Origin of the sequence: Megasphaera sp. SW808 (assembly GCF_012027795.1) — a bacterium.
Classification (GTDB): Bacteria; Bacillota; Negativicutes; order Veillonellales; family Megasphaeraceae; genus Megasphaera; species Megasphaera stantonii.
Genome location: NZ_SJOT01000006.1, coordinates 64,328 through 80,507, shown reverse-complemented (window position 1 = coordinate 80,507; position 16,180 = coordinate 64,328). Strand labels below are relative to the sequence as shown.

At 45.5% G+C, this 16,180-nt stretch carries 19 protein-coding genes; 4 read left to right on the top strand and 15 right to left on the bottom strand.

Annotated features, from left to right (window positions below; genetic code table 11):
• The first annotated feature begins 169 nt into the window (after positions 1-169).
• From E0L13_RS03870 to E0L13_RS03860, 3 genes are all read left to right on the top strand, one after another.
• Entirely contained in the window at positions 170-949 is a 780-nt protein-coding gene (locus E0L13_RS03870) for a basic amino acid ABC transporter substrate-binding protein (protein WP_168060489.1), read from the top strand.
• A 161-nt stretch (positions 950-1,110) separates the two neighbouring features.
• A complete protein-coding gene (locus tag E0L13_RS03865; protein WP_168060437.1) occupies positions 1,111-1,653 on the top strand; it encodes a hypothetical protein in 543 nt (180 codons plus the stop codon).
• 91 nt (positions 1,654-1,744) lie between these two features.
• Positions 1,745-2,314, top strand: a complete 570-nt coding sequence (locus tag E0L13_RS03860) for an NAD(P)H-dependent oxidoreductase (RefSeq protein ID WP_168060435.1) — start codon at positions 1,745-1,747, stop codon at positions 2,312-2,314.
• A 71-nt stretch (positions 2,315-2,385) separates the two neighbouring features.
• Here the strand turns inward: E0L13_RS03860 and E0L13_RS03855 are convergent, their stop codons facing one another.
• From E0L13_RS03855 to E0L13_RS12010, 3 genes are all read right to left on the bottom strand, one after another.
• Positions 2,386-2,949: an RNA 2'-phosphotransferase gene (locus tag E0L13_RS03855; RefSeq protein ID WP_206081508.1), complete on the bottom strand. Its 564-nt coding sequence runs from the start codon at positions 2,947-2,949 to the stop codon at positions 2,386-2,388.
• Between the two features lie 310 nt (positions 2,950-3,259).
• The gene (locus tag E0L13_RS03850; RefSeq protein ID WP_168060431.1) at positions 3,260-4,375 is read right to left on the bottom strand and encodes a UvrD-helicase domain-containing protein; all 1,116 of its coding nucleotides are present in this window, start codon (positions 4,373-4,375) and stop codon (positions 3,260-3,262) included.
• A complete protein-coding gene (locus E0L13_RS12010; protein WP_168060429.1) occupies positions 4,368-6,011 on the bottom strand; it encodes an AAA family ATPase in 1,644 nt (547 codons plus the stop codon). The genes E0L13_RS03850 and E0L13_RS12010 overlap by 8 nt, the downstream gene beginning before the upstream one ends.
• Positions 6,012-6,100: 89 nt before the next feature.
• On the opposite strand from E0L13_RS12010, the gene E0L13_RS03840 reads away from it, so the two are divergent.
• Positions 6,101-6,310, top strand: a complete 210-nt coding sequence (locus tag E0L13_RS03840) for a helix-turn-helix transcriptional regulator (RefSeq protein ID WP_168060427.1) — start codon at positions 6,101-6,103, stop codon at positions 6,308-6,310.
• Positions 6,311-6,851: 541 nt separating this feature from the next.
• Here the strand turns inward: E0L13_RS03840 and E0L13_RS03835 are convergent.
• The 12 genes from E0L13_RS03835 to E0L13_RS03795 form a co-directional block, all read right to left on the bottom strand.
• Positions 6,852-7,598: a DNA methyltransferase gene (locus E0L13_RS03835; RefSeq protein WP_168060425.1), complete on the bottom strand. Its 747-nt coding sequence runs from the start codon at positions 7,596-7,598 to the stop codon at positions 6,852-6,854.
• Positions 7,598-8,476, bottom strand: coding sequence for a type II restriction endonuclease (locus tag E0L13_RS03830; protein WP_168060423.1), 879 nt, complete (start codon positions 8,474-8,476; stop codon positions 7,598-7,600). Before E0L13_RS03830 ends, E0L13_RS03835 begins: the two co-directional genes overlap by 1 nt.
• A 20-nt stretch (positions 8,477-8,496) precedes the next feature.
• Positions 8,497-8,676 carry a hemagglutinin gene (locus tag E0L13_RS03825; protein WP_168060421.1) on the bottom strand — a complete coding sequence of 60 codons (180 nt, stop codon included), beginning with the start codon at positions 8,674-8,676 and terminating at the stop codon, positions 8,497-8,499.
• Positions 8,677-8,689: 13 nt separating this feature from the next.
• Positions 8,690-9,760 (bottom strand): DNA adenine methylase, encoded by a 1,071-nt coding sequence (locus E0L13_RS03820; RefSeq protein ID WP_168060420.1) that lies wholly within the window; start codon positions 9,758-9,760, stop codon positions 8,690-8,692.
• Between the two features lie 142 nt (positions 9,761-9,902).
• Positions 9,903-10,010: a DUF6061 family protein gene (locus tag E0L13_RS11950; RefSeq protein WP_277344272.1), complete on the bottom strand. Its 108-nt coding sequence runs from the start codon at positions 10,008-10,010 to the stop codon at positions 9,903-9,905.
• Positions 9,992-10,138 carry a DUF6061 family protein gene (locus E0L13_RS11945; protein ID WP_277344271.1) on the bottom strand — a complete coding sequence of 49 codons (147 nt, stop codon included), beginning with the start codon at positions 10,136-10,138 and terminating at the stop codon, positions 9,992-9,994. The genes E0L13_RS11950 and E0L13_RS11945 overlap by 19 nt, the downstream gene beginning before the upstream one ends.
• 283 nt (positions 10,139-10,421) lie before the next feature.
• Entirely contained in the window at positions 10,422-10,613 is a 192-nt protein-coding gene (locus tag E0L13_RS11755) for a transposase (protein WP_346766160.1), read from the bottom strand.
• Positions 10,529-11,230, bottom strand: coding sequence for a transposase (locus tag E0L13_RS11750; RefSeq protein WP_277344270.1), 702 nt, complete (start codon positions 11,228-11,230; stop codon positions 10,529-10,531). Before E0L13_RS11750 ends, E0L13_RS11755 begins: the two co-directional genes overlap by 85 nt.
• 419 nt (positions 11,231-11,649) lie before the next feature.
• Positions 11,650-11,871: a transposase gene (locus tag E0L13_RS11745; RefSeq protein WP_277344269.1), complete on the bottom strand. Its 222-nt coding sequence runs from the start codon at positions 11,869-11,871 to the stop codon at positions 11,650-11,652.
• Between the two features lie 329 nt (positions 11,872-12,200).
• A complete protein-coding gene (gene guaA, locus E0L13_RS03805) occupies positions 12,201-13,736 on the bottom strand; it encodes a glutamine-hydrolyzing GMP synthase (RefSeq protein WP_168060418.1) in 1,536 nt (511 codons plus the stop codon).
• Positions 13,737-13,889: 153 nt separating this feature from the next.
• Positions 13,890-14,513 (bottom strand): sigma-70 family RNA polymerase sigma factor, encoded by a 624-nt coding sequence (locus E0L13_RS03800; protein WP_168060416.1) that lies wholly within the window; start codon positions 14,511-14,513, stop codon positions 13,890-13,892.
• Between the two features lie 116 nt (positions 14,514-14,629).
• Positions 14,630-15,937: an autotransporter outer membrane beta-barrel domain-containing protein gene (locus tag E0L13_RS03795; RefSeq protein ID WP_168060414.1), complete on the bottom strand. Its 1,308-nt coding sequence runs from the start codon at positions 15,935-15,937 to the stop codon at positions 14,630-14,632.
• Positions 15,938-16,180: the final 243 nt, after the last annotated feature.

Genomic DNA, 16,180 nt, shown 5'->3' with positions numbered 1-16,180 from the left:
TCTTCTTATGAAACGGCGAGTCGATAAAACCAAACTCTTAAGGGCGGCATCCCATTACGTTGAAAAATAAGGGCTGCACGGCAAAACAGCTGCCGCAGGCTATTGTATTTTTTCAAAATAAGTGTATAATTATTTCATGTTCTAAAAAAGGGGTGTATGAACTATGTTGATAAACAAAAAGTGGATTACTGCGGCGCTGCTGGTCACGACAACGGCAGCTGCCCTTACCGGCTGCGGAGGCAGCGAAACGGCAACGCATTCCGACAAGCCGCTGATCGTCGGTACGGAGCCTTCCTTTCCGCCTTTCGAAATGACGGAAAACGACACCTACGTCGGATTTGATATCGACTTGGCCAACGCCATCGGCGAAAAACTCGGCCGCAAAGTGGAAATCAAGACCATGGGCTTCGACGCCCTGATTCCGGCCCTGAAGAGCGGCCAAATCGACCTCATCGCTTCGGCTATGTCCGCAACGGAAGAGCGCAAAAAGCAGGTCGACTTTACAGATCCCTATTATATCGGCGGCTCCGTCATCGTCGTCCGTAAGGACAACACCGACATCCGCGGCTGGGACGACATTGCCGTCAAAACCGTCGCCGTCCAGGCAGGCTCCAAGCCGGCGGACTTCGCTGAAAAGCAAGGAGCCGTATTAAAGCAGTTCGACGCCAATTACCAATGCCTGCAGGAATTGCAGGTAGGAGCCAGCGAAGCGGCAGCCCTCGATAAAGCCGTAGCCTTGTACTATATTTCCAAAGGCGGCCTCTCCGATCTCAAAGTCGTCGGCGAACCGAAGAAATTAGCCGGCTCCGCCATGGCAATCAACAAAGGCAATGAAAAAGAACTGAAAGAAATCAACGCCGCGCTGCAAGCGATGAAAAAAGACGGCACCTATACGAAGCTGTATCAAAAATGGTTCGGCGTAGAACCGACACCCGAAGAATTGCAGTAATCCGACATGCAGAAGCCCCTGCGTCAAGAGTTTTCCTCCTCGACGCAGGGGCTTTCAGCTTTCAAAAACGGCATATCCGGCCTTGCTATTTTCCTCTCCGGCTGGTACGATGGAATCAGAATATATCTATCAGAAATACGTCACAGGGAGGCACGAGGGCTATGCAGTACAGATCCACTTACGCAACCTATCCCGAATCGTTAGCAGCTCTCTTTCAGCATGAAAAAGACGACATCGACCTCTTTTGCCGGCAAACGGGCGTGACGTGCCGCTGTAAGCTGGGATTTATCATCATAAAAACTGCCGCGGAATCGTGGGCTCTCCATCAATCCGCCCTGGACGACACGATTCTCTTGTATCACAAAAATACGCAGGATATACTGGCTCGGCCCAAGGCGGCGATATATGAGCAGTACGCCCGCTACCATATTCAAGACTTCTACGTCGAATCGATTTGCTACGCCCTGGGTTACGTATATCTGCACGAGCTGTGCACGTCGAGAAAGGAAATCCCCTTCGAGCAGCTGCCGCCGGTCATGCAGGAGTTCCTGACCTACACGAAGCGCCGCATGGAAAGGCCGGACCGGCATATGCGCCGCCATAAACGGCGCGCCCTGCTCAAACAGCAAAAGAAAGCGGAAAAAACCAGGGACGCCCAGCGAATCGAAGAACTGATCGCCAGCCTGTTTCCCGATTCGGTCTGACGCACCGCGTTTTGCATACCCAAGCTCATGCGCACCGGCAGTATATAGTATATTATAGTAAAGGTAATCTTATGAACAGGAGAGATATCTCATGAAAAACATTTTATTCATCAATGCCTGTCCCCGCCCCCAATCCCGTACTCTTGCATTGGCTCAGGAAGTATTGAAAAAAGTATCCGGAACGGTAACGGAAATCAATCTGTATCAGGAACCCCTTCACCCCCTTGACTGGGAACAGCTGAAAGAAAGAGACGCCCTTATCGCCTCTCATACTATGTCGTCGCCAATGTTCGACTACGCCCGTCAGTTTGCCGCAGCAGATGACATCGTCATTGCCGCCCCCTATTGGGACTTGGCCTTCCCTTCTATCCTGCGCGTACACTTTGAGCAGATTACCGTATTGGGCGTCACTTTCACGTATTCGCCAGAAGGAATTCCCGTCGGCCTGTGCCGGGCCGGCCGCATCCTCTACGTGACGACAGCCGGCGGCCCCATCGGCCCATACAACCTGGGCTACGACTACGTAAAAGCCTTAGCCACGCTTTATTACGGCATTCCTCAAGTCCTCTGCTTTGCGGCAGAAAATCTGGATATCGTCGGCGCCGACGTGCCGGGAATTATGGAGCAGGCTATTGCAAATATAAAAAACAGTCCCATTTAACACGCTGCATCTCAATACGAAAATCTCCTCATGAACTGATAACCAGCTTCACGAGGAGATTTTTTCTATCGCTATTTAATCTTTTTACCATCCGGCACGCGCTTTATGTATTTTGCAGGAACGGCCTTTGTCAGCCACACGCCGTTGACGGACAGGTAAAATACATAGCCGTCCGCCGCCATGGCGTTCGTATCGATTTGATATACAACAGGCCGGCCGTGCCGTCGGCCTACGGCGACAGCCGTTTCGTAATCAGCAGATAAATGCACGTACAGACGCGACTTAGAAATCAATCCCTGTACGTCGATAGCTGCTGCGTATTTCTCTCCCGACCCGTGCCACAATACGACAGGCGGCCGCTTTCGTTCCAATTCCACGTCGACGGAAACAGAATGGCCCTGGTTAGCTCGAATCAGCGTCTTGTCTTCATTAAAAGAATATCGTCCTTTACTATCGGTCTTCACGATGTCTTCCAGCATTTCCCTCGTAAAAGGCTGCCGCTCCGCAATACTGGCAACCAATGCATCGACCTCAGCCCAGCCATGCTCGTCCAGAGAAATCCCAATGACTTCCGGCTTATGCCGCAAAATTAAAGCGATGAATTTGCTAAGTTTACAGCCATTCGCATTACTCATTTCATCATCCTCCTGCCACATAATGGCGCAACATACTATGCAAATTACTGGAAAATTAACTTATCTTCTGCATTGTACAACTATTTTGTTCAAAAGTAAAAAATCTCAGAAATCTTAATATACTAAGACTTCTGAGATTCACTAAACTCCAAATCAAATTATTATTCCCACTCGCTCCTGTTAGATGTTTTCTAAACAGATTTGCTTATGAGATTTAGCCCTGAGTATTGGTATTCTTTTCATTATTCAGATAGTAGGGGCTATCTGATTTTTTGTTCCCATGGTGTTGCCACGACATTATTCAAAAGCATTAGACTTGGTACTTGGATATTCCATCAGCAACTTGATTTTTCGTGTTGTCAAGGACTATTGCCACGCTGTATTTTGCACGAGTTACTGCAACATATAATTTAGAACGACTTTGGTTTTTTAATTCTTTTTTGCGGTCAAAAAGCCATTGAACCATTGGCGTTGTCGGGTAAATTAAAACTCTGTCAAATGTCAATCCTTTAGACTCTCCGAATGTCATCACGGGATAATTCTGATTAACAACTTTTTTCCTTGAGTTTCGTAACTGCACCGGATTGTATTTTTCTAAATAGCCATCGACATCTACCGACGAAACAAAAAACACTCCATCATGATTTGTTAACTCTTGTCCTTCATATTCACATGGCTTAAAATGCGGGTAGATGGAATTTGCAAAACAACAGATGTCCTTGTTGTTTCTGTACGTTTTATTGAGAGTTGTATCATCAATTTCAACTAAGTAGCCAGCACATTCTTTTTCGATAAATCCCACAATATTTCCATCAGCGTATTGTCTATACTTAGCTTCATCATGGGTATGATATGTAACCTGTCTCGGGTCGCCCACCAATAATATGTTTGTGTCCAAGCCAAAGAGCAACTTAATTATTTCTAAATCATATCCAGCCATATCTTGGACTTCATCTATGAAAATATGAGAATATATTTTCCCGATTCTTTTTATTACAAGTCCATTAGTTAATTCATTCGCTCTCACTACAAATTTTGCAAGTTTATCTGAATATATTAGATGAGATTGGCTGAAATAATACTTGCTCGGGTCGTTTTCTCCGAAATACACTGGCCGTTTATATCTGTTATAGCCACGCAATCCAGACTTTTGATTAACCAACAATAACCCCCTTACATTGCCATCGTAAATCACGCTTTGATACGGTTTTACACCATGCTGGATAAGAAACGAAAACCAAGTCTGAATGGTAATGTTGTTTGGTATATATCCTTTTAATTTATAAAACTTTTTCCGAATCTCATTTTCATTCGCTTCTGTAAATGTAGTGATCAAGACTTTCTCATCAGCAATTTTTAGAGCCTCATTGACAAGATGCGTCGTTTTGCCAGAGCCAGCGGCTGCAACAATTAGCTTGTTACTCATTTCTAATTGCCTCCATGATATATGCTGGGAACACAACCTCTTCGTCCGTGTTAAAAATTGCTAATGCAGTCTCAGTTTTGTGATGCTTCATATACTTTTGCAAATCTTCAATTGTGCTGTAATCTGTTCCCAAAATAGAATTAAATAGAGTGATATTGTTCCCGTTAGCTTTCAAAATCTTTGGCTCCAAGGTGTTGTAATTATACGGCTTTTTACCGATCTTAAGCGTGCCAGTGTCTTCCACTTGGTCGTAGCAGATTGTTATTTTATCTTTTTTATTTTCTTTAATATAGTCAGCATATTTCTTTTCAAGGCCTGCTACATCACCATCATTATCGGTTACAACCGCAACAGATAAATTGAGTGCATCAGCAAGTTCCAAGAACCTCAAAAAAGAGGTGCCCACGGAAATTACATCTATTTGGTCTTCTATAGGTAATCGGCCATTATTTTGGGATTGATACGCTTTCTGAACAACAAGCTCATCAGAATCTCCTTCTACCAAGATCGCTTTCTTGCACAAAATAAGTCTAAGTGTATCATAGCCGGATACCTTCTTGAAAAATTCTGCCGACAGGAGTTCTGTTATTCGAGCTATCTTTTGGTTCTCCAGCAGCAATAGATTTTCCAATCCCAACTTGTTAGCAACAAAACTGCTGTGTGTTGAAATGATGATTTGTTTATCTCCATATTTTTCTGCGATAGCTTTAATAAGTTGATTTAATTTGGAAAAAGACAAATGGCTTTCTGGTTCTTCTAAAAGCACGATTTGTGCATTTTGCGCACTTCTATGTGTCAATGCTAATTCTGTTTTCATAACACATTGAGCACCTTTTCCGATATATCCAAACGGAACCTCGTTAAGCTGAGTAACCAAACTATTTTCCCAAGCATTTTTTGTCCCCAAATCAACCGTTAAGGATACTGTCCCATCAACTATCATGGATTCTTTTCTGATTCTCTCGTTTATTGCCTTAATGGAATCATCACCAATGAAAGTATCCTTCATTCTACGATGTGCTTGCGAAACTGCGGTAACTTCTTCAGGAGAAAGCAAGTCCTTTACAATTCGGGAAATATATACATCCGAACCATTCTGATAACGATAATTTGAGGAGTCAATCATCGCAGATTTAACTGGAATGCCCCTAATGGTAACCGCTTGACGAGCAAAAGTTGTCCAGGTCACTTCGTAATACTCTATCGGAAGACTCATCATATTCTTTTTTGAGACAAGAACATTGTATTCGTCTGTGTATTTCTCGTCGAACGCAATCTGGAATCTTAATCCTTCGCAGGAAACCCGTTCGGAATTATCATTTCCTTCGTACTCGGGGTTAATTGAGCCATCGAAGAAAACCTCAATGATAATAGAGGGGGGTGGTGATGCAGTACCACTATTGACGGAGTTGATATATAGCTCTACGACATCTCTGTTAAAGAGGTACTGTGACAATTCGTTTCTAATGTTTCTCCCGCCATAAAAGCCTGTTAATGCAATATGTATAGCTTCTAGAATCGTAGATTTTCCCGTTTCGTTGTTACCTACCAAAATGTTTAAGCCCGTATTTAACTCAAGCTCAAAGAGCCCCTTGAAACACTTGAAATTTCTAATTTTGATCTTCTTAATTGCCACTTCTATTTACCCCCTCTCAAAGTTACTTATTGCCTGTAGATTTATTGTATTCAAAGTTATCATAATGTTTATTATGGAGGATTGCAACTATGGATATTGTGAAAGTTTTTGGTTCTAACTTGAAGAAATATAGAACCGCAATGGGTATATCTCAAGAGGCTTTTGCAGATAAATGCGGTATGCACCGGACTTATATCAGTGCAATCGAATGTTATCGCAGAAGTATCTCTCTTGAAAACATCCAACGCATTGCTGATGCGCTTGGAATTGAAACATATAAACTGTTTTTGAAGGATTAAGTTATACCTACTTACACTTGCAATTATAGATTATCATCTGGTAATCGCGCTCAAAAGAGACAAGCTCTTATTTCCTGTTTCTTGAATGAAGAAGCGGGAATTGGCAGAGGTGACGATGCCTCTCGTTATCAGTACAATGTTGAGTCATACGGCGATTATGGAATTTTTTTGAAGCGTCCAACACAACTTAACAAGGGATTCGATTTCACAGTAAATGTGCAGGGTATGTACTTCAAAAAGCATCGAAGATACAGAAATCCCAACCACAATGATATTTTTGAAGCTTTGATCTGCTGCAGAAATGAGTGCCCCGATGAATACAATGCTGTCAGAGAGGCTAATCTCCATTTACGAATGTGAAGATATTGATTTATCGCATATCAACGCATATTTCCTCGACTTTGAAAGTACCCCACATCCAATTCAAATCATTCTGTTAGCCATTAAACGGTTGTTTATAGAACAGGATTGTGCTTATTGGAACTACTCAGGTCGCAGAATGCTTTTTGAAGGACTTTCTGAGTCTGGTTTAGTCTGATCCTTACTTTCGGAAAACAAACAGATACTCATGGGCAATCAGCAAAAAATTATACTTCACGCTGTTTGTTTTCCAATACCCTGTAGCCTTGCAATTATGCTGCTCTTTGATGATGAGCTCTTTTAACTTAAATCCAGCATCCTCAAAAATACGCATTACATCAAAAGACATCGGTACCATGTGCCCTTTCTGACGGGTATCTCCCATCAGCACGGCACAGAACTTATCTTTTTTCAGCACACGGTAGCTCTCTTTGGCTACCGTTTTCATTTCTTCAAGAAAATCTTTGACTTTCAAATGCGATAGATCTTCATCAATGTCTTCACTATATTGAATAATGTTAGCATAAGGAGGATGGGTGCATATAAGATCAATACTACCGTCCGAAATAAAATCCAAGTGACGGGCATCCCCCTTATGGATATATACCTTTCCATCTGCACCTTCGTGTTCAAAATCAACCTTTTCTTTGCATCTGTTAAGAGCGACATCGTTGACGTCAACACCAATAATATTTCTGCGGAGCAGTTTCGCTTCAACAAGAGTTGTCCCACCGCCTGCAAACTGATCAAGCACCAAATCTCCTTCTTTGGAGTATCTTAGTATTATATTTCTAGGAATATACGGAGACCAATTTCCACGCCACTTTGCGTCGTGAGTTGCCCAATCGCCACGTTTTGAAAAAGACCAATGCGTAGTCATTTCAAGCTCAAAGTCTTCCGGCTCCCATTTTGTGATTTTCTTTGCCATTATTTGAAAACCTCTGTAATAATGCCGTCCTCCAAGTCCTTGATGCTATAGATATTGTCCATCACATCAAAGGTTTCTTCGAGATTATGGCGAGCACTTGTCCAACCCTTACCGTCAGTAAACCAAACAAAAGTGAAACCATCTATCGTGTCGGCCTCTGTAGCAAGAGTTTTATAGCTACGGGCAGTTTCGTTGAGTTTGCTTCCGCCGCTGCCATAGAAATTGGTTTCAATGCCATAAATCATAGTAGGCGTTTTTACAACAAAATCAAAACGCTTTTCCATTTTACCTTGATTGGATATTGCGGAAAGGTCGATGCCCCACTTATCGGTAATTTGGTGTATGTACATTTCTTTGAAGTAACTTACATTCCTTACGAAGCCAGCTTTTTTGATGAAGCTTTCTATCAAGTCCTCCATCAAATGACCGCCACGATTTTTTCGTCCGTTGGAATCCAGACCTGTTTCTACACCAGTTGCATAGTCAACAAGGTTATTGATGATGTGGTTTTCAAGCAAATCAAACAGTCCAGTATGCTCCATAAAGTAAGTATAACGTTCATAATAGGCATAGCTGTTCGGAGGGTATTTACTAAAATCAAACTGATACAAATGACCACCATTTTCATCCTGGCAGTAGATTTCATTGGCTCTGACTGCAAGCAACAAAGGGATGCACTTCAATATTTCGGGATATTTCTTTATAAGAGCCTTGAACTCATCCTTGATATTCTTAGAGCCAATAAGGGAATTGAGAATATTCAGCTCTACCTTGATACCATCAACATTGCGATGGACTTTTCCAAAATCAATATAGTATCCGTAATCTGCGATGCTGTCACGAAAGCTGGACAACCATGTATTAAAATTTCTTGCCATAACTCTTTTCCTTTCAACAGTTATTTTACCTTACAAGGCTTTTCTGTTTCACAGTGAGCAGCACGACACTTCCGGCAATATGATTGCGGAATATACCGACCATCACCCATATTTCTATAACCAAATTCTTGTTCTATCTCATCCTTGCCATAGGCTGTTTTTCCACAACAAGGGCATTGTGCATATTCTCCATATGGCATAATTTTGTCCTCCTTAAAAATTGCTAATTAGCAGCTCTTTTATTTTTCCTCTCGCTTCACTGTTGCAGTTAATCATACGAGTAGCTTCAACACGCTTAATTTTATAAGAGGAGTAGATATTTTCAAAGAAATTATCTTCAGTGTTGGAGTTCTTGGGGTCAGAATTGCTGATAACCATCTTTGCACCTTTCTTGTGCATATCATCAACAAATTTCGCAAGCTCAATTTGCTCCTCATCGTTAAACAAGTTTTTAGTATATGCAGTAAAGCTTGCGGTATCTGTAATAGGACGATAGGGAGGGTCGAAATACACAAAAGTATTTTCATCAATAAAATTGGCAGACTCTCTGTAATCTCCACAAATAATTGTCACATTTTGGAGTTTTTCAGATACAGCTCGCAAATTATCTTCGTTGCAAATCATAGGATTCTTGTAAGAACCCATAGGTACATTAAACAAGCCCTTTTTATTAACACGGAACAATCCATTAAAACAAGTCTTGTTAAGGAAAATCATCAATGCCGCTTTTTCAATATTGATAGTTTCATCTCCATTTACCTTCAAATCATTAAAGCGTTCACGCATTTCGAGGTAATATACTTTTCTATGTTCCGTATCCATCGGAACAAATTCATTTTGCATAACGGAAAGCATCGAAATCAATTCATCAATATCATCTTGAATAATCCGGTAAGTATTGATAAGCTCTGCGTTGATGTCACTAATATAAATTTCGTCTAAATCGTATTTGCTTAAAATGTCAAACAGGACAGCACCACCACCGACAAATGGCTCGGCATATTTTGTGATTTTTCCATCTGAAAATGGATAGTATTTTTCAATCACGGAAAGAAGCTGACCTTTGCCGCCGGCCCATTTTAGAAACGGTTTCACTTTCTTGCCATCATTCTGTATATATCGGATGCTTCTTGCATCAATAGGTTTTTCTGCTGTGGTGGGAATAATCCACATGTTGCCGACCATAGTGGCATTGTCAATTCTGTTTTCAGAGCAAAGAACCGCAACTCGTCTTTGGGAAATTCCCCATTTGTCGGCAGCTTCTCTCGCAGACATAAATTCCATAATGACACCTCCATGTGTAGGTGATAATCATTATATTCCATAATTCGAATAATAACAATACCGTTTTGAAAATAATTTGTATCTTTTTGTAACTATAGGTATCGCCCGCAGGAATTTTGTATTCCCACGGGCGATACAGTGATTAACTATCCATCGGCTTATACTGCGTGACTGCTTTCAGATACTTCTTCAGGTCGCCATTCAGTATCAAATCGGAGCATTGTAGATTAGCTAGCCTAGTGCTAACCATTGATACATACTGTTAGCTACCTCATTTTCCACGGCGGTGCAGTAAATGGAGAGCAGCGTCCCATCATCCAGACGCAGTTCCACGCGGGCGGTGTTCAGGTTGAATTCACAGGACAGAATTTTTCTCATAGCCGTTACCTCCCAATAATTAAGTTTCGGTTGATTTTCCACAGCGACTCAAGGGCCGTTTTGCCCTATTATAGAATCCAGCAAGCAATGCGTATGGCTATCCACACACAAATCCGGCAAGCAATGGGGCTGTCGCACAAAAAGGATATCATTCTTCTTCGGCGGCAGCCTTTCTGTCGTATGTCTGAGGAAATTCCTCATCGGCGGGAGCACCGGGTACACGAATACAACGGCCGTTTCAGGTCGTTTCAATGTGTCCTTTTGTTTGTAGATACACCAGCCATTATGCAGTTTTAGAAACCGGAAGCATAGGTTGGCCGAGTCGTCCCGCCTGTAGTTTGTAATGCAGTTTTCCTACATTATGCGCCATTGCCAACACAATGCTTTCTGTCAGAATGTTGGCCTGGCCTTTACTGAGAAACCGGCGAAACGACAGGTTGTCTTTAATGCGGAAAAACGCACCTTCGGCCTGGATACTCCGGTTTGCCCGTAGCTGGATCCCAAGGGCGTTGTGATTCGTTCCTGCGATTTCCTGCGGTATTGCTGGAACAGCTTAGAAAGTTCGCTTCTCTTCATTCGCTCTTCCAGCGGCTTGGGATTTCGGCTGCGGATGCATTTCGCCTTCACGGGGTGGTCGCTGCAATCCTGGTACGTACACTGCGTGCGGCAGACGATATAGCCTGTAACTGTTCGGTGTTTTCTCATGCCGCTGACAGACAGGATTCTTCCCTGAGCACAGCGGAACGTATCCGTTTCTTCGTCGTAGGCCATGCTTTCCCAGCGGCTGATGTCTGTTTTGTAGCGTTTGGTTTTCTGCTTCTCGTAATTTGTCGGATTGATGTATGCAGTCCATCCATGGGCTGCCAGCCAGGCATCGTTTTCTTTACTTTCATACCCCGCGTCAGCAGCCAGGGCTGCATACGACTGGCAGAAATAGCGTTTCATGTCTGTCAGAAAAGGTATTAGAATAGGCGTATCTGTTGTCTGCGGTCCGGCGGCTACCCAAACGACGAATTCCGAATCTACGCCGTACTGGATATTGTAGGCCAGCTTCAGCTGTCCGTTTTTCATGGCATCTTCCTTCATCCGCATAAAGGTGGCATCTGAGTTGGTTTTCGCATAGCTGTTCCGAGTACCGCATGTATGCAGTTGATGAGCGTATTCTCTTGTCCATTCCCGATAGTATTCTGTTTGTTCTATCACCCGCTACAGCGGTGTCTTGCACTTTCCTCGTCCATATACAAAGACAATATGTTCCTGTCCTTGCAATTGTTTCAGCTTTTTATGCAAACGGCGCAGGTGATAGCGGTAAATCGTCGCCTGATGGACAATACGAAAACCGAACGCTTCTTCTGTCCGGGATACAAATGCGAGAAATTTCTGCATCAGCTTTGTCTGGTATTGGGTACCGGATTTTTTCCAGACAAAGGTATATTGGTTTCCGTCCAAAAAGAGAAACTACCCGGATATGGCGCCTACCCCGGCCAGCATGTCCATCATCCGAGCCAGTACTACTTTAAGGCCGCCAGATGCAAAGAACGGAACCGGGCAATGGTAGCCTGGTCCGGCCCATGCTTTCCTTCCAGCAAATACATAAAATTCAGATCCCTGCGGCAGGCCTCCTCAATCTTTTGGGAACTAAAGATGCCGTTCATGGCAGCGTATACCACAATTGCCAATAACTGCCGCAGGCTCACCTGATATCTCTCTCTGCGAGAGTAGGTGCGATACATTGTTGACAGATCCATCCTTTCTGTGAAGAAGCAAACCAAGCAGACAGTTTTTTTGATGAATTTCAAATTCAATATTTAAGGGAAGAGATAGTTGATATGGCGTCCCTAACATTGTATACTCTGTATGTGTGAATAGGGCAGTGTGCATATTTCTATTCTACACGTGCTCCTGAACCATGTGAAGTTCAGGAGCATTTTTTATATTAGAAAACGGGGCTGCCACACTGTTAACGTGCGACACCCCCTTTATCATGCCTATTCAGCGAGAAAAAATCTCAGAAATCTTAATATACAGACTTCTGAGATTTAATAAATCCAACATTAAATTATTATTCCCACTCAATCGTCGCGGGCGGTTTGCTCGTAATATCGTACACGATGCGGTTGATGTGGTCTACTTCGTTTACGATGCGGCTGGAGATTTTATCCAAGACGTCGTAGGGGATTCTAGCCCAGTCGGCAGTCATGAAGTCCGTCGTCGTGACGCCGCGGAGGGCTAGGGTATAGTCGTAGGTGCGGAAGTCGCCCATAACGCCGACAGTGCGGTTGCTCGTGAGGACAGCAAAGTACTGATTAATGGAGCGCTGCAGTCCGGCGTTGGCAATTTCTTCGCGGAAGATCGCATCGGCATCGCGGAGGATGGCGAGTTTTTCCTTCGTGATTTCGCCCATGACGCGGATAGCCAGGCCCGGTCCCGGGAAGGGCTGACGCCATACGAGGTAATCGGGAAGGCCCAGTTCTTCGCCCAGTTCGCGTACTTCGTCCTTAAAGAGGTTGCGCAGCGGTTCGATAAGGCCTTTGAAATCGACGACTGCCGGCAGGCCGCCTACGTTGTGGTGGCTCTTGATGACGGCGGCGTCGCCGGCGCCCGATTCGATGACGTCGGGGTAGATCGTGCCCTGCGCCAGGAAATCGACGGAGCCGATTTTACGGCCTTCGTCTTCAAATACGCGGATAAATTCTTCGCCGATGATCTTGCGCTTCCGTTCCGGTTCGCTGACGCCGGCCAGCTTCGACAGGAAGCGTTCCGACGCGTCGACACGGATAAAATTCATGCCCGAGCCTTGGAAAGCCGCTTCGACTTCGTCGCCTTCGTTTTTGCGCATGAGGCCGTGGTCAACGAAGATACAGGTCAGCTGGCTGCCTACGGCCTTAGAAATAAGGGCCGCCGCAACGGAGCTGTCTACGCCGCCCGACAGAGCCAGTACGACCTTGCCGTCGCCGACGGTCTGCTTGATCGTTTCGATAGCCGTCTTGGCATAATTAGCCATCGTCCAGGTGCCGGTGCAGCCGCAGACTTCAAAGAGGAAATTATGAAGCATTTCCTTGCCGTGTTCCGAATGGAGCACTTCCGGATGGTACTGCATGGCATAAAGCTTTTTCGCCGGATTCTGCATAGCCGCTACGGGGCAGTTATCCGTATAGGCGACGATTTCAAAGCCTTCGGGAATGTCCGATACATAGTCCGTATGGCTCATCCATACGATTTCCTTTTCCTGCAGGCCTTTAAACAACGGGGAAGACGTGTTGACGGTAACCGGCGTCTTGCCGAATTCGCGCATTTCCGCAGACTGCACCTTGCCGCCCAGGGTCTGAGCCATGAACTGCATGCCGTAGCACAGGCCGAGGACAGGGATTCCCAGGTGAAATACTTCTTCTTCAATCTTCGGCGCATTGTCCTCATACACACTGGCCGGGCCGCCTGTAAAGATAATGCCCTGAGGCTGCATTTCCTTTATTTTTGCCAGAGCCTTCTGATACGGGTATACTTCGCAGTACACGTGGTTTTCACGGACGCGGCGCGCAATAAGCTGATTATACTGACCGCCAAAATCGACAACAATAACGAGTTCTTTGTTATCCATTTCTTCCTCCTCATTTACGATAAAATCTCCCAAGCTGCAGTGCAGTCATGGTTTTATGATTCTGTTATTATATCATGAATGGACGCGCAGAAAAAGAGGAAAGACGCGAAGAACTGCGTCAAATTGACGACAGCCTGCCTTGCAGAAGGCCTACTAATGAATTCGTGTTCTCCGTCTGGCGGACAAGCCTGCCGACGGCCACAGGGAAATGCCGGCAGCGTGCTGTCTCATCTGGTCCAAGGCGCGGCCGACGATCTTATGAGCCTGCGGCGCCGACATCCCATGGAGCGCGCCAATTGTATCGAAGGTATAATCCTTAACGTAGCGCAGGTACAAGAAACGCCGTTCCTGCTCGGTCAGCTTCTTCATGCAGGGAGACAGCTCGTCGCGCATTTCTATTCGGAGCGCTTCCCGATGAAACGGACAGTCTCTCTGCCGCTGAAGTGCCGCTTCCACGCCGGCATCGTCAGGAAACAGGATGCGTTCCACAGACTGCCAATATAGGACAAAATGACGGCTCTCCCTGCGGAACATCGTCTCCACAGCCCGGCGAAACTCCCTGGGCACGTCGTCTTCGCAGTCCGTATCTATGGCATAAATGCGCTCGATGACAGCCATACGGGCCGTCGAAAGGGCCTCGTCCAGCGAGTCGTAACAGTAGCGGTACTTCCGCGCGTACTTATATAAAAGGGGACGGAAAATCTGCAATATCATCACGACTGCATCGGAGTCTCCTTCCTGGGCCTGCCGAATCCACTTCCGAATGATGTTGTTCATAGGTATCGCCTCCTTGATAAATATACTCTGCTATAAAACATAAAGAGCCGAAGGACATCCCCCCGGCTCTGTCATATTAAACTCAGGTACTGCAAAGGGTATGGATACGAATCCCCCTAGAATAAATACGATACCTGGGCGTGGAAGCTGCCGCCTTCCCGTTCTCCTGCATAGCCCCGGACGTTCAGGTCAAAGTTCCACGGGCTCGTTTCCGACGGCTGGTATTTCAGCCCCAGCTCAGCCATGCAGGTACTGCCCTGCAGGCTCTGTGTCGGCGCGTCCAGTCCGGCGGCCCGCATGTCAGCGTCGCCGTTGAATTCGTATTCATAAGCCAAGCCGTAATACGTGCTGACCCGTTCTTCCGGATTCGTGCGGATACGCGCCCCGATGCGCAGGCGGTCGCTCGTAATGTCGTCGAATTCAAACCGATCGCCTGCTACGTCAAAGCTGTCGCCGTCCGTATAGGTATGGAAGAACTTCCCGTATACGTCCAGTTCCCTGTCAGCACTCAGGCTGAACACCTTGCCTACGCCGATATGGGCGCCGTAGTAATTACTTTCGCTGCTATAGCCGTAATGGTTCCCCTCGCCGTCCATCAAGGCATTGTCCATATCCGATTTAAGCGTGCCGACCCGCAGGGAGCCTTCGTAGTACCAGCCGTTGTCCCGGTTGTAGCGCACGGCTGCGCCGCCGCCGTTGTATAGCAGACTGCCGTCGCCGCGGAAGAATTCGTTGTTGAAGGAATTATACGTGCGGTAATTGCCCGTGCCGTTTTCGTAGAACACGCCCCAGCTCAGGTCGCCGTCTTTGACCTTATGCGTATTGCCGACGCCGACGATGGTGCTCCAGCCGTTGATCTTCAGGTCGCTGTTTACGTCGTACTTGCTGCGGTTGCCGTAAACTGCGGCAAAGGTCTTCGTGCCGTAGCGGCCGTCATGGCTCAGCGTATCGAGGCTGTCGCTGATGAGGTCCGTCCCCTGATTGACAAAGGCTGCGGCAACGGCGCGGTTTTCGGCGACGAGCATAGTTTGATCCGCCAAATCGACAGTTTGAACCGTCATGGTAACCTCCGTGCTGCTAGGCTGTGCAATACTCCCCTGCACTTCTGCTGCCACGCCGGCCGTCGTTGTAAATTCTTTTTTCCCATCGTCATTCAGACCAGCTATAGTACCGATATCAACATTGCTCTTAATCAAGGTCATCGTTTCACCAGCATGAAGCTGTTGTCCCCCTTGCAGCTTCACACCATTTGTTTCTGTCACGTTGACGGCTGCATTATTCAGCGCATTTTCCTTGCCTTCCGCAATGGAGAGAATCGTTCCGCCATCCTTCCAGAGTATATTGGTAAAATCGACACTGTTGAAATTATTAACACTTCTCGTCGCTCCCTGCCATCCATCAACAATAAGTTTATTACCCTTCATTTCAATAGTTACAGTCCCGTAGGATCCACTGCCATATAAATTGGCTTTAGACACATCTGCCATTCCAGTTAAAGTAATACTGTTATTTGCTAATACTCCCTGAACATCGCTTAAAGCACCGTAGACGTCCCCTTCTATTCTTCCTCCTGCAAGAACCACTTTATTATTTTCTGCATTTATTGTATCTATTCCCCCTATCCAACAAGTCATTCCACCAACAACCATAAAAAATGGCACATTATC

Excerpts from the sequence above, each read along its gene's own strand:
- E0L13_RS03865 (WP_168060437.1), top strand. The coding sequence starts at position 1,111 with ATGCAGTACAGATCCACTTACGCAACCTATCCCGAATCGTTAGCAGCT.
- E0L13_RS03860 (WP_168060435.1), top strand. The coding sequence starts at position 1,745 with ATGAAAAACATTTTATTCATCAATGCCTGTCCCCGCCCCCAATCCCGT.
- E0L13_RS03855 (WP_206081508.1), bottom strand. The coding sequence starts at position 2,949 with ATGAGTAATGCGAATGGCTGTAAACTTAGCAAATTCATCGCTTTAATT.
- E0L13_RS03850 (WP_168060431.1), bottom strand. The coding sequence starts at position 4,375 with ATGAGTAACAAGCTAATTGTTGCAGCCGCTGGCTCTGGCAAAACGACG.
- E0L13_RS03840 (WP_168060427.1), top strand. The coding sequence starts at position 6,101 with ATGGATATTGTGAAAGTTTTTGGTTCTAACTTGAAGAAATATAGAACC.
- E0L13_RS03835 (WP_168060425.1), bottom strand. The coding sequence starts at position 7,598 with ATGGCAAAGAAAATCACAAAATGGGAGCCGGAAGACTTTGAGCTTGAA.
- E0L13_RS03830 (WP_168060423.1), bottom strand. The coding sequence starts at position 8,476 with ATGGCAAGAAATTTTAATACATGGTTGTCCAGCTTTCGTGACAGCATC.
- E0L13_RS03825 (WP_168060421.1), bottom strand. The coding sequence starts at position 8,676 with ATGCCATATGGAGAATATGCACAATGCCCTTGTTGTGGAAAAACAGCC.
- E0L13_RS03820 (WP_168060420.1), bottom strand. The coding sequence starts at position 9,760 with ATGGAATTTATGTCTGCGAGAGAAGCTGCCGACAAATGGGGAATTTCC.
- E0L13_RS11950 (WP_277344272.1), bottom strand. The coding sequence starts at position 10,010 with ATGGTTAGCACTAGGCTAGCTAATCTACAATGCTCCGATTTGATACTG.
- E0L13_RS11945 (WP_277344271.1), bottom strand. The coding sequence starts at position 10,138 with ATGAGAAAAATTCTGTCCTGTGAATTCAACCTGAACACCGCCCGCGTG.
- E0L13_RS11750 (WP_277344270.1), bottom strand. The coding sequence starts at position 11,230 with ATGCGGATGAAGGAAGATGCCATGAAAAACGGACAGCTGAAGCTGGCC.
- E0L13_RS11745 (WP_277344269.1), bottom strand. The coding sequence starts at position 11,871 with ATGTATCGCACCTACTCTCGCAGAGAGAGATATCAGGTGAGCCTGCGG.
- guaA (WP_168060418.1), bottom strand. The coding sequence starts at position 13,736 with ATGGATAACAAAGAACTCGTTATTGTTGTCGATTTTGGCGGTCAGTAT.
- E0L13_RS03800 (WP_168060416.1), bottom strand. The coding sequence starts at position 14,513 with ATGAACAACATCATTCGGAAGTGGATTCGGCAGGCCCAGGAAGGAGAC.
- E0L13_RS03795 (WP_168060414.1), bottom strand. The coding sequence starts at position 15,937 with ATGAAGGGTAATAAACTTATTGTTGATGGATGGCAGGGAGCGACGAGA.